7 protein-coding genes are annotated in these 13,353 nt (G+C 53.5%); all 7 read right to left on the reverse strand.

Annotated features, from left to right (window positions below; all coding sequences use genetic code 11):
• Window positions 1-3: 3 nt before the first annotated feature.
• The 7 genes from P159_RS0114560 to P159_RS0114595 all read right to left on the reverse strand — a co-directional run bounded on the left by P159_RS0114560 (window position 4) and on the right by P159_RS0114595 (window position 13,329).
• Entirely contained in the window at window positions 4-867 is an 864-nt protein-coding gene (locus P159_RS0114560; RefSeq protein ID WP_029545174.1) for a response regulator, read from the reverse strand.
• Between the two features lie 217 nt (window positions 868-1,084).
• Window positions 1,085-5,068 carry a DNA-directed RNA polymerase subunit beta' gene (gene rpoC / locus P159_RS0114565; RefSeq protein WP_029545176.1) on the reverse strand — a complete coding sequence of 1,328 codons (3,984 nt, stop codon included), beginning with the start codon at window positions 5,066-5,068 and terminating at the stop codon, window positions 1,085-1,087.
• Between the two features lie 18 nt (window positions 5,069-5,086).
• Window positions 5,087-8,815, reverse strand: a complete 3,729-nt coding sequence (gene rpoB / locus P159_RS0114570) for a DNA-directed RNA polymerase subunit beta (protein ID WP_029545177.1) — start codon at window positions 8,813-8,815, stop codon at window positions 5,087-5,089.
• Between the two features lie 343 nt (window positions 8,816-9,158).
• Window positions 9,159-9,386, reverse strand: a complete 228-nt coding sequence (locus P159_RS0114580; protein ID WP_029545181.1) for a hypothetical protein — start codon at window positions 9,384-9,386, stop codon at window positions 9,159-9,161.
• Between the two features lie 67 nt (window positions 9,387-9,453).
• Window positions 9,454-9,669, reverse strand: coding sequence for a DUF3791 domain-containing protein (locus P159_RS0114585; protein WP_029545182.1), 216 nt, complete (start codon window positions 9,667-9,669; stop codon window positions 9,454-9,456).
• 93 nt (window positions 9,670-9,762) lie between these two features.
• Window positions 9,763-10,170 (reverse strand): nucleotidyltransferase substrate binding protein, encoded by a 408-nt coding sequence (locus tag P159_RS0114590; protein WP_072004162.1) that lies wholly within the window; start codon window positions 10,168-10,170, stop codon window positions 9,763-9,765.
• 21 nt (window positions 10,171-10,191) lie between these two features.
• Window positions 10,192-13,329, reverse strand: coding sequence for a type I restriction endonuclease subunit R (locus P159_RS0114595; protein ID WP_029545186.1), 3,138 nt, complete (start codon window positions 13,327-13,329; stop codon window positions 10,192-10,194).
• Window positions 13,330-13,353: the final 24 nt, after the last annotated feature.

The raw sequence follows: 13,353 nt of genomic DNA on the forward strand, positions 1-13,353 counted from the left end.
CTATCATTCTCCTTCCGCAAAGCCAATATTCATCTTGATATCGCCAATACGGGTCTTGGCAACCACACGGAAGGTTGTGAGCTTGGGACTGGCTATGCGGATGTCCACACCGCAGATGGTGCCCGGCGGTGTGATGCGCATTTCCTTGTCCTTGAATACATCATTGATATTGGAAACACCTCTGCCCACAATGATATTGGCTGCTTCCTCCACAGATTCGCTGGCTTCATCATCGCCAACGCTTTCCGCTCCCTCTTCTTCCAGCATGACCATGGCGAACTTCCTCATGGTCTCTGCTTCCATATAGACAATAGCCCTGCCGCTGGGATAGCCTGTAAGGCCGATGATGACTGCCACCCCGGAAACCTCCAGGAAGCGCCTATCGTCCAGCTCAAGCTCCACTTCGCTGTGAACTCCTATGAGGCTGAAGAGTCCCTGCTGGAGGGCACGCATAAATGGTTTTGCGTAAGATTCCCGAAGCACTGCCACCTTCCCTGCCTTGTTCTGGCAGAGAATCATCAGCGTATCCAAAAGTTCGTTGGGACTTACCGGCTTCTGTAAGAAAGCGCTTATGCCTACCTCACGTCCCCTGGCCACCAGGCTGGCATCTTTCATGGCGCTGATCATGACGATCTTGGCCTCAGGGTCTAAGGCGTGAATGCGCCTGGAGCACTCGATGCCGTCAGCGTCCGGTAGGTTCATATCCATGGTAACCACGGCTGGATTGTATTCCTCGTACATCTTCACCGCTTCCGCGGCATCTCTGGCCATCGCTACCACTTCAAAGTTAGTCTTGGCCAGGGTTCTTTCCAGCATGGCCCGACTGACCTTGGAATCATCGACGACCATTACTTTCACTTTCTCCACAAAGGCTCACCTACTTCTTTATGAATCTGCATTGGCTATGCTACTTCTCAGCAATATTTTAAAGTACATTTCGCTACCAGAAGCCAAAATCCCTGCCTGTATAAATAAAATTTCTCTGAGTAAATTTCCTCAAGTACTTTTTCTCATAAAAGCAGAAAAATGCCCCCGGAAAACTAGCCTTTCCAGGGGCAATAAATCATCTATGCAATTTCTCTGCTTAGGCAGTAGTTACATCTGTTTCCTCAGCAGCCTCCTCCGGCTTCGGGTCGTTGTCCACAACCTTCAGGCCGCGGTAACGGCTCATGCCGGTACCGGCAGGGATGAGCTTGCCGATGATGACGTTCTCCTTAAGGCCGATGAGCGGATCGACCTTGCCCTTGATGGCAGCATCCGTGAGGACACGGGTGGTCTCCTGGAAGGAAGCCGCTGACAGGAAGGAATCCGTAGCAAGGGAAGCCTTGGTGATACCAAGGAGGATGGGCTTGGCCACTGCGGGCTCACCGCCTTCCTCGATAGCCTTGGTGTTGGCAGTCTCGAAGGAGTTGATGTCGATGTACTCGCCAGGCAGGAAGTCCGTAGTACCGGACTCCTCAATCTTCACCTTGTGGAGCATCTGGCGCACCATGACCTCGATGTGCTTGTCGTTGATCTCAACGCCCTGGGACTTGTACACTTTCTGCACTTCGTAAACCAGGTAGCGCTGGGTGGCCTGGAGGCCGCAGACACGCAGGATGTCATGGGGGTTCACGGAACCCTCGGTAATCTTGTCACCAGGCTTCATGTGCATGCCCTGCTTAGCTGCCATACGGGCGCCATAAGGCACGGCATACTCGCGTGCCTCGCCTTCAGCAGGCACGATGGTGACCTTGCGCATGCCCTTGCCGTTGTCCTCCACCTGGGCATCGCCCTCGATTTCAGCAATAATGGCATGATGTTTGGGCTTACGGGCCTCGAAGAGCTCCTCGACACGGGGAAGACCCTGGGTGATATCGTCACCGGCCACACCGCCGGAGTGGAAGGTACGCATGGTAAGCTGAGTACCAGGCTCGCCGATGGACTGGGCTGCGATGATGCCAACAGCCTCGCCGATCTCGACCTCGCTCTGGTTAGCCAGGTCACGGCCATAGCATTTCATGCAGACGCCGAACTGAGACTTACAGGTCAGCACGCTGCGGATGGAAACGGTCTTGCGGACCTTCTCAATGCGCTTGGCCAGGTCCTCATCCACGCTGTCGTTGACAGAAGCAATGCGCTCGCCGGTTTCAGGATCGTCAATGTCCTCAGCCAGCACACGGCCCACGATACGCTCTGCCAGAGACTCGATGACACCATCGCCTTCCATGATAGCCTCAACCTCAATGCCGCGGACGTTGTTGTCGCGGACATGGAGCTCCTTGGCATCGGAAGCCATGATGGTCTCGAAAATCTCCTCGGTGAGGTGCTCACCGGCAGGCAGCACTACGCTGCCGTCCAGGGCCAGCACATCACGGGTGATTTCCTTGCCGTTCATCTCGTGAATCATGGTCTCACGAGCCTTCTTGCGGGCAGCCTCATCAGGCTCGCCCAAAGTGATGGGCTCGGTGATCATGGCATTGCTGATGGCAGCCTCGGAAGCCAGTGAGGACCCGCGTACCATAATCTCGCGGATTTCCTTCTCACCGATGAGGGTAAGCTCTTCCTCGGACAGGATGGTGTCGCGCTTCAAGAGCACTTCCTTGGTCTCAGGATCAAGCACATCAGCCCCCAGCAGACGGCCCATGAGGCTGTCGTTGAGGATTTCCAGCGCGTCAAAAGTGGACTCAGAAAGGCGGGCACGAGCCTGAACCAGGTTCAGGGTGGAAACGTCACAGTCCTCCTCACGGACGATGACATCCTGTGCCACGTCAACCAGACGACGGGTCAGATAACCGGAGTCTGCCGTACGCAGTGCGGTATCTGCCAGACCCTTGCGGGCGCCATGGGAAGAAATGAAGTAATCGGATACGGACAGACCCTCACGGAAGTTGGCCGTGATGGGCAGGTCGATGATCTTACCGGAAGGATCGGCCATGAGGCCGCGCATGCCTGCCAGCTGACGCATCTGCTGCTTGTTACCACGGGCGCCGGAGTCGGCCATCATGAAGATGGGGTTGAAGGCGTCCATGTTGTCCATCATGGCATCTGCCACGTCATCAGTGGTCTTGGACCAGAGGCCCACTACCTTGCGATAGCGCTCGTCCTCGGTGATAAGGCCGCGGGCGAACTGGCGCTCCACCTTGTTGACCACCTTCTGGGTATCTGCAATCAGGGTCTTCTTCTGGGGCGGCACGATGACGTCGGAAATAGCCACCGTCATACCTGCCACGCAGGCGTAGTGGTAACCGAGATTCTTGACGTTATCGATGACCTCAGCGGTCTTGGTAGCGCCGAAGTGGTTATAGCAGTTAGCCACCAGCTTGCCCAGCTGCTTCTTCTTCATGCCCTCGCCCAGGATCCACTGGCCGGTTTCCTTGTCCTTATGATACTGGCGCAGTTCCTCAGGCAGGATCTCATTGAAGATCATGCGGCCCAGGGAGGTCTTGACCAGCCCTTTATCACCCAAACGGGCCTGGATCTCAGCCTGCAGGTCAAGTTCATGCTGCTGGTAAGCCAGCAGGGCCTCGGCAATGCCGGTGACCACCTTGCCCTCGCCCTTGGCGCCGGGACGCAGGATGGTCAGATAGTAGCAGCCCAGCACCATGTCCTGGGTGGGAACGATGATAGGCTTGCCGTCCTTGGGAGCCAGGATATGGTTGGCTGCCAGCATGAGGATGCGGGCCTCAGTCTGAGCTTCGGCAGACAGAGGCAGATGGATAGCCATCTGGTCACCGTCGAAGTCAGCGTTGTATGCAGTACAAGCCAGAGGATGGAGCTTCAGGGCGCGGCCCTCGGTGAGCACCGGCTCGAAGGCCTGGATACCCAGGCGGTGCAGGGTCGGGGCGCGGTTCAGGAGCACAGGATGCTCTTTGATGACGTCCTCCAGCACATCCCAAACCTCAGGACGTGCCCTCTCCACCATGCGCTTGGCAGACTTGATGTTGTGAGCGGCACCGGAAGCCACCAGCTTCTTCATGACGAAGGGCTTGAAGAGCTCCAGAGCCATCTCCTTGGGCAGGCCGCACTGATGGAGCTTCAGCTCCGGGCCTACCACGATAACGGAACGGCCGGAATAGTCAACGCGCTTGCCCAGGAGGTTCTGACGGAAGCGGCCCTGCTTGCCCTTCAGCATATCGGAGAGGGACTTCAGGGGACGGTTGCCAGGACCCGTGACAGGACGACCGCGGCGGCCGTTGTCGATCAGGGCATCCACAGCCTCCTGCAGCATGCGCTTCTCGTTGCGGACAATGATATCCGGCGCACCGAGATCCAGCAGACGCTTCAGGCGGTTGTTACGGTTGATGACGCGGCGGTAAAGGTCATTGAGGTCAGAAGTGGCAAAGCGGCCGCCATCCAGCTGCACCATGGGGCGCAGCTCGGGAGGAATGACCGGCACCACATCCAGGATCATCCAGCTGGGTTTGTTGCCGGACTTGCGGAAAGCCTCAACAACTTCCAGACGGCGGATGGCACGGATTTTCTTCTGGCCAGAGGTAGTGCGCACTTCCTTGCGGAGCTGCACGCTCATCTTCTCCAGATCCAGCTCATCGAGAAGCTCCTTGATGGCCTCGGCGCCCATGCCCACACGGAAGGTGCGGCCATACTTGTCGAGAGCATCGTGGTATTCCTTCTCGGAAAGCAGGCTCTTCTTGGCCAGCTCAGTCTCACCGGCATCCAGCACGATATAGTAGGCAAAGTAGAGAACTTTCTCCAGAGCACGGGGGGAAATATCCAAGATAAGGCCCATGCGGCTGGGAATGCCCTTGAAGTACCAGATATGGGACACGGGAGCAGCCAGCTCAATATGGCCCATGCGCTCACGGCGCACCTTGGCGCGGGTAACCTCCACGCCGCAGCGGTCGCAGACGATGCCCTTGTAACGGATGCGCTTGTACTTGCCGCAGTGGCACTCCCAGTCACGGGTAGGTCCAAAGATGCGTTCGCAGAACAGACCATCGCGCTCGGGCTTCAGCGTGCGGTAGTTGATGGTCTCCGGCTTCTTGACCTCTCCGTGTGACCACTCGCGGATCTTGTCCGGGGAAGCAAGGCCTATGCGCATCGAATCAAAACTATTTACATCCAGCAAAGAGATGACACTCCCTTCTTATTCCTCGCCTTCGCCGTTATCCATGTCGGTTTCTTCCATCATGCTGCCAATGTCGGCGATGATGCCTTCGGAAATCTCTTCCGGATCAACCTGCTCATCATCCGAGGAAGCTCCTTCATCATAGGAATCAGCACCTGCGCTGGGCACAGGAGCACCTTCCTTGTTGGGGTCAACCCCAGCCACATCCAGATCCAGCTTCTTGGCTGTCTCATTGATATCTTCATCGTCATCATCGGTGATTTCGATTTCCTTGGCATCCTCATTGAGCACCTTGATGTCCAAGCCAATGGACTGGAGCTCCTTGATGAGCACCTTAAAGGACTCAGGCACACCGGACTCGGGGATATTCTCGCCCTTGACGATGGACTCGTAAGCCTTCACGCGGCCCACCACGTCATCGGACTTGACCGTGAGGATTTCCTGGAGGGTGTAAGCTGCGCCGTAAGCCTCCAGTGCCCAAACCTCCATCTCGCCGAAGCGCTGGCCGCCAAACTGGGCCTTGCCGCCCAGAGGCTGCTGGGTAACCAGGGAGTACGGGCCGGTGGAACGGGCATGAATCTTATCGTCAACCAGATGGTGGAGCTTCAGCATATACACGCAGCCCACGGTGACACGGTTCTCGAAAGGCTCACCAGTACGTCCATCATAGAGGATGGTCTTGCCATCCTCAGGCAGGCCGGCTGCCTTGATGGTGCCAAACACATCAGCATCACCGGCACCGTCAAAGACCGGGGTAGCGATATGGATGCCTGCCACATCGGGCTTGGGCATGCCGTTCTTGTCATAATCATAACCTGCAGCCCGGAGCCTGCTCTCCACTGTGGGATCGCCAGCCTTGATCTGCATGCCCAGATTGCGGCAGGCCATGCCAAGGTGAGTCTCCAGTACCTGCCCGATGTTCATACGGGAAGGCACGCCCAGGGGGTTCAGCATGATATCGACGGGAGTGCCGTCCGGCAGGAAAGGCATATCCTCCTGGCGCATGATGCGGGACACGACACCCTTGTTGCCGTGACGGCCGGACATCTTGTCACCCACGGAAATCTTGCGCTTCTGGGCAATATAGACACGCACCAGGCGGTTCACGCCAGGGGGCAGCTCGTCGTTGTTGTCGCGGCTGAAGACCTTCACGTCCACGATCTTGCCTGCCTCGCCATGGGGCACACGCAGGGAAGTATCGCGAACCTCGCGGGCCTTCTCACCGAAGATGGCGCGCAGGAGGCGCTCCTCTGCGGTCAGCTCAGTCTCTCCCTTGGGAGTGACCTTGCCCACCAGGATATCGCCAGGACGCACGTCAGCACCGATGGAGATGATACCTTCATCATCCAGATCCTTCAGAGCTTCCTCAGCCACATTGGGGATATCGCGGGTGATTTCCTCAGGGCCCAGCTTGGTGTCGCGGGCATCGCACTCGTATTCCTCGATGTGGATAGAGGTATAGAGGTCGCGCTTGATGAGGTTCTCGGAAAGGAGGATAGCATCCTCATAGTTGTAGCCTTCCCAAGGCATGTAGGCAACAATGATGTTGTAGCCAAGGGCCAGCTCGCCGTGGTCAGTAGCAGGACCGTCAGCAATAGGCTGCTTCTCGAAGACCTTGTCTCCCTTGTAGACAATCGGCAGCTGGTTGATGCAGGTGCCCTGGTTGGAACGCAGGAACTTCTGCAGCTTGTAACGGTCACGGTCGCCGTTTTCCGTACGAATGACAATGTGGTCAGCGGAAACTTCCTCAACCGTGCCTGCACGCCTGGCCAGGATCATGACGCCAGAGTCGCAGGCTGCCTTGTACTCCATGCCGGTACCTACCAGAGGTGCCTGGGTACGGAGGAGAGGCACAGCCTGACGCTGCATGTTCGCACCCATGAGGGCACGGTTGGCGTCATCGTTCTCCAGGAAGGGAATCATGGCCGTAGCGATGGAGAACACCTGACGGGGGCTCACGTCCATGTAGTCTACGGTATCACGGCCATGGAGGCCGGTTTCTTCATTGTAACGGGCGGTAACGCGCTCGTTGACGAACCACTCGTTGTCATCCAAAGGCTCGTTGGCCTGAGCAATGACCAGCTCGTCCTCCTCGTCAGCAGTAAGGTAACGTACATCGTCGGTCACGCGATGGTTCTCCTTATCCACGCGGCGATAAGGAGTCTCCATGAAACCGAACTGATTTACGCGGGCATAGGTAGCCAGGGAGCCGATCAGACCGATGTTCGGTCCTTCAGGAGACTCAACCGGGCACATACGGCCGTAATGGGAGTTGTGAACGTCGCGAACCTCGAAACCTGCGCGCTCACGGGACAGACCGCCGGGGCCAAGGGCTGAGAGGCGGCGCTTATGAGTGAGCTCGGACAGGGGGTTATGCTGATCCATGAACTGGGACAGCTGGGAGGAACCGAAGAATTCCTTCACGGCAGCCACCACAGGACGAATATTGATAAGGGCCTGGGGCGTGATGACATCCACATCCTGGATGGTCATGCGCTCGCGCACCACGCGCTCCATGCGGGAAAGACCGATGCGGAACTGATTCTGCAACAGCTCGCCCACCGCACGGACGCGGCGGTTGCCCAGATGGTCGATGTCATCGGTGGCACCCACCTCATCCATCAGGTTCAGCAGGTAGTTGATGGATGCCATAATGTCGTTGCGGGTAATCGTACGGTCATGCATCTCCAGAGTCGGAGAGCACAGGAGCTTCATCTTCGTGCCATCCTTCTTCAGGAGGTACAGCTCGATGATGTTGCCCTCACCGAAGATCTCGCGCTCACGCTCTGCGCTGACAGCGTCCAGCATCTCCTCGGTGACAACCTCTTTGGCGGGAATGACAATCTCGCCAGTGGCCTGATCCACAATGGGCTCAGCCAGGACCCGGCCGCGGATACGGCGCTTCCAGCCCAGCTTCTTGGTGAGCTTGTAGCGGCCCACAGTAGCCAGGTCATAACGCTTGGGATCGAAGAACAGGGAGTCCAAAAGCTGCTGGGCGTTGTCCTCGTTGGCAGGCTCACCGGGACGGAGACGCTTGTAAATCTCCACCACAGCCTTGCCCTGGCTCTTGACTTCCTCACCGTCACGCTCGATGGTGGCAGCAATGCGAGGGTCATTGCCAAAGAGCTGGAGAATTTCCTGGTCAGAGGCAAAGCCCAAAGCCCGTATGAAATAGGTCACGGGCATCTTGCGGGTGCGGTCGATGCGGACAGATACGATATCATTGGTATCCGTCTCCAGCTCAATCCAGGCACCACGGTTAGGGATGACGGTAGCATTGTAGAGCTTCTTGCCGGTGGGATCGATCTCCTCGCCATAGTAAGCGCCGGGAGAACGAACCAGCTGGCTGACGATGACACGCTCTGCACCATTGATGATAAAGGTGCCCGTGTCGGTCATCAGGGGGAAATCCCCCATGAAAACTTCCTGCTCCTTGATTTCGCCGGTCTCACGGTTGATGAGACGCACATTGACGCGCAGGGGCGCAGCCCAGGTCACGTCACGCTCTTTGCACTCATCGAGGTCATACTTAGGCTCTCCCATAGAAAAGCTTTCAAAGGAGAGTACGAGATTTCCGGAGAAATCCTGAATTGGAGAAATGTCACGGAAGATTTCCTGCAGCCCCTCATCCAGGAACCACTTGTAGCTCGCCCGCTGGATATCCAGCAGGTGAGGCATTTCCATGACTTCCTTGATTCTGGCGTAGCTATACCTGGTTCTTTTGCCCACCGGCACAGGATTAAACATTAAATCCTTCACCCCTTAGCCTGATTTTAACTAAATTACTTCTTGAACGATAGGAATGTAGAAAGAACGCAAAGAAAACACGGAAAGAATGAATCAGAAAAAAAAACAAGGCATCAATCAAAATCACACCTTGCTTCCAGTCCCTTTCCGCTTGCGCACAGTTATCCCTATTCAATTTCCTGTAGTTTATAACTTTATCATAAGGATGCCCCTTTGTCAAGGGGCGAATTTTCCTCCAGTTTAAGTTTCTTCCGCGCTGTATATAATATAATGAAAGAATTTGATGGCAAGTTCAGATCATCATCCCCTTACAGCTGCCTTTTTCTTCGAAGGTTCGTTGCACTTACATGCTAAACTTTTCATCTTCCGTTTCAATCAGTAATTGCGCCAACACCTTATAGTCGAGATACTGAATCCCCTCCATGCCTTGATGTATCTGATCAGCCAGATTACTACTATAATATATCCGCATGGCCTTTTCCAAAGGAATGTCCCTTTCCTTCGCTATCTGAGCAACAATCCGCTCTTCCAGTTTCTCCTGATACACCTGCTCCAAAATATTCTCATCCATAGCTCACACCTCGAAGTAGGAATCATAAGTCAGCAACTTGTCTATAGCCTGCTGAGTGATGAATATATCATACTGCCACCCCTCTTATCCGCAGGTACTCTGCAATATCATCTATCAAATAGCCACTCCCCTGGGTATGCAGGATATCGTAATTGGGCACCAGATATCCATCTATGCAGCCCGTTTCTTGTAATTTATGGTAGACCTGCTTCGGCGATAGATGCCATTTATTGGCACAGGCGTGAATCATATAGATCACAAATTCCATAGTATCCTGATTCATAGTCACCCCCCTCTGCTTGGTGTCAATCGTTATATGCTTCATCTTCTAGTAAAATAAATATGTTTTAACGTCATATTTCACACACTTCTAAAATCAGATTGCCCCAGTCTCCAACAATCTCCTCTGAACTTCCTCATCCCAAGCCACTAAGAGCGCCACATACTTTTCCTTTATCTGGCGATAGACCTCCAATGCCGTAAACTCATCATAGATATGGGTAAACAGATTACGCTTCTCCTGCATGTCAAGCCATGTCTCTGCATCAGCTATCAGCCCCGCCTTCCAGCCCTCCCTAATGCTGGAGCGGGGACTGCTGACTTCGATGCCCTCATACTCCAGCACAGCTTTCATCAGTTTCCACGCCAGCTCAAAGGAAAACTCAAAGCGCTGAATGGTGGCATCCAGGTATATCTCATCAGCATCAGGCTCTTTCTGCAAAGCAGACTGCAAGCGCTCCAGTACGCGGTGATAATCTTCCTGCCTATGCTCTATAGTATACATAATTATGCTCCAATTTAGATTTCATTTATATACAGACCGACTTTCAGCAGCCAATGAATACTCATTTTCTTCGTAAGCTTTGTAATAAATTCCCTGTCCCTCCATATCCTGATTATCCGTCCACAATTCACATTGCAGCATCACCGTCTGCACGGCATCATCCATGCCCTCTGGGGGATATTTATGCTTCTTTAGCAACTTCTTGATGAGCATGCGCATTTTGGCTCTGGCACTGGAACGCTTCTGCCAGTCAATGGTACGATTGCGGCGCAAGGTATCAGCCAATTCTTTGGTAATGGCAATAAGCTCATCATTTTCGTAGAAATCCTTGATGGCCTGGGGTTTTGTCAAAGCATCATAAAAAGCCAGTTCATCAGCCGTGAGCCCCAGCTGCTGTCCTTCCTTTTGCGCCTCGGAGATTTGCTTGGCAAGATTAAGCAATTCTTCAATGACCTGCTCATTGGTAAGCATGCCATTCAAGTAGGCATTCATGGCACGCTGTATGATTTCGCTGAATTTCTCAGACTTCACTACGTTGGTGCGACGGTATACCTGCACCTGCTCAGCGATAAGCTTTTTCAGCAATTCCACAGCAAGATTTTTCTCCTTCATCTTGGAAATCTCTTCTAGGAATTTAGGATCAAACAGAGAAAACTCACGCTCCACATCAGAAAACAGATTGATAACCCCGTCACTCTTGATGCTCTGCTTCAAGAGTTCGTTGATGCGCTGATTCATTTCCGGCAAAGAAATCTTCTGTCCTGCTCCCTGATGGGTTAGCCTGAGCACCAGCACACGCACAGCCTCAAAAAACGCCGCCTCGAAGCGTTCCTCTTCCGGTGCAAGAGAAGAACATAGTGACAAGGCCTGATGCAGTAGCAGCGCCTCTTTGATAAACGCTTCTTTCTCCTTATCCTTCTCACGAGCAACAATGAAGTTTACAGCGCCGGTAATGGTCTTTGCCCTTTCCAAATCAGAGCCGTTAGCAAACTTCCCGTAATCAAAGCCATAGAACATATCACGGCAGACAGAGAGCTTTTCCAGGAACTTCGGATAGGCTGCCTTGGCAATGTCCATATTGCCATAATTCTTCTTGTCACGCACAGTATAATCATTCATGGCCTGTTTGAGAGCAGAAGCAATGCCCACATAGTCAACTACCAGCCCGCCTTCCTTGTCCCGCCAGACGCGATTGACACGGGCAATGGCCTGCATGAGATTATGCCCGCTCATGGGCTTGTAGACATACATGGTTGCCATGGATGGCACATCAAAGCCCGTCAGCCACATATCCACTACTATGGCTATTTTCATGGGGCTGTCATTATCCTTGAATTTCTGCGCCAGTTCTTCCCTGCGGCGCTTGTTGCCAATTATCTGCCGCCAGTCTTCAGGATCTTTGTTGCTCTCAGTCATGACCACAGCTACCTTTTCGCTCCAATTTGGCCGCAGTTCCATAATGCGCCAATAAATCTTCATGGCAATAGCGCGAGAGTACGCCACAATCATGGCTTTGCCTGTCAGCAAATTTTCCCTATAGTTTTCATAGTGATCGAGAATATCCGTCACCAGCGAATTGATGGTCTTGTCATTGCCCAGCACAGCCTCCAGCTGTCCCAGCTCACGCTTGCTTTTCTCAATGGTTGCTTCATCTGCATTCTGAGCCATCAAGTCATACTCTGCATCTATCAGTTTCAGCGTAGCTTCGTCAAGCTGCAGCTTGATGACCCTGCTCTCATAGTAGACAGGACGGGTAGCCCCATCTTCTACTGCCTGGGTCATATCATAAATATCTATATAATCGCCAAAAACCTCACGGGTACTCCTATCCTTGGCAGAAATAGGCGTACCTGTAAAGCCTATATAAGTGGCATTAGGCAGGCTGTTACGGATAATGCGGGCCGTGCCCACTACCCGCCTGGCGATTTCCTGCCCCTCCTCGTCATGGGTCATGACTATTCTTTCAGTCAGGCCATATTGCGAGCGGTGCGCCTCGTCCGCCATCACGATTACATTCCGTCGCTCTGACAGAGGCTCATCCGATTCCTCAAACTTCTGCATGGTGGTAAAGATGATGCCGTTAGCCTGACGTCCTGCCAGCAAAGCCTTCAAATGCTCCCGACTCTCTGCCTGGATCGGCTCCTGCCGCAAAAAAGCCTTGCACCTGGCAAACTGCCCATACAGCTGGTCATCAAGGTCATTCCTGTCCGTTATCACCACTACAGTGGGACTATTCAGTGCCGACTGTAGCAAATGGACATAGAATACCATAGATAAGGACTTGCCGCTGCCCTGTGTATGCCAGAAAACGCCTCCCTTGCCATCAGTAACTGTGGCATGGGACGTGGAAGCAATAGCCTTGCGCACTGCGAAATACTGATGATAGCCCGCCAGAATCTTGACCTTTGACAAGCCATCATTGGAAAAGCAGATAAAGTTCTGCAGGATATCCAGCAGCCTGTTCTGCTCAAAGATTCCCTCAAAGAAGGTGTCAAACTGGGCATACTGTGTATTTTCATAACTACCGTCAGTTGTCTTCCACTCCATGAACCTGTCTTCGCCGGAAGTTATAGTCCCCGCCTTGGAAGTCATCATGTCGCTCATAACGCAGATAGCGTTATAGATAAACATAGACGGGATTTCGTGCATGTAGTTCCGCAGTTGCAAATATGCCTCGCTGGCATCCGTTTCCTCACGGGAAGGAGATTTCAGTTCAATAATGGCTATGGGCAAGCCATTCAAGAAGATGACAATATCCGGCCTCTTCTGGCTGTTCTCTATATACGTCCACTGATTGGCCGCAATAAAGGAATTGTTGTCAGGATTTTCATAGTCCGCCAAATAAGCAATAGCCGAGCGCTCCTCCCCATTGACCGTATACCGCACAGGAATGCCACTTTGCAGGTAGTCCATAAAGACTTCATTGCGCTGTGCCAATTCGCCACTCTCAAAGTTGCGGAGCTTATAAAGGGCATCAGCAATGGCATCCTCTGGCAAATCAGAATTCAGCCGCCGGATATAATCCTCTAGAACTTCATCATAAAGAGGACTGCGCTGATTCCGCTCCACCTCCGGGCCATAGACTATATCATAGTTCAGCCCGCTGAATAATTCCATAACAGAGTTTTCATAGTCGGCTTCGGTATAAAATCCTGACAAAATAATTTCCTCCCTTCCAGGGTA

The sequence above is a fragment of the Selenomonas sp. AB3002 genome, assembly GCF_000702545.1.
Lineage (GTDB): Bacteria > Bacillota > Negativicutes > Selenomonadales > Selenomonadaceae > Selenomonas_B > Selenomonas_B ruminantium_A.

Excerpts from the sequence above, each read along its gene's own strand:
- rpoB (WP_029545177.1), bottom strand. The coding sequence starts at position 8,815 with ATGTTTAATCCTGTGCCGGTGGGCAAAAGAACCAGGTATAGCTACGCC.
- P159_RS0114580 (WP_029545181.1), bottom strand. The coding sequence starts at position 9,386 with ATGGATGAGAATATTTTGGAGCAGGTGTATCAGGAGAAACTGGAAGAG.
- P159_RS0114585 (WP_029545182.1), bottom strand. The coding sequence starts at position 9,669 with ATGAATCAGGATACTATGGAATTTGTGATCTATATGATTCACGCCTGT.
- P159_RS0114590 (WP_072004162.1), bottom strand. The coding sequence starts at position 10,170 with ATGTATACTATAGAGCATAGGCAGGAAGATTATCACCGCGTACTGGAG.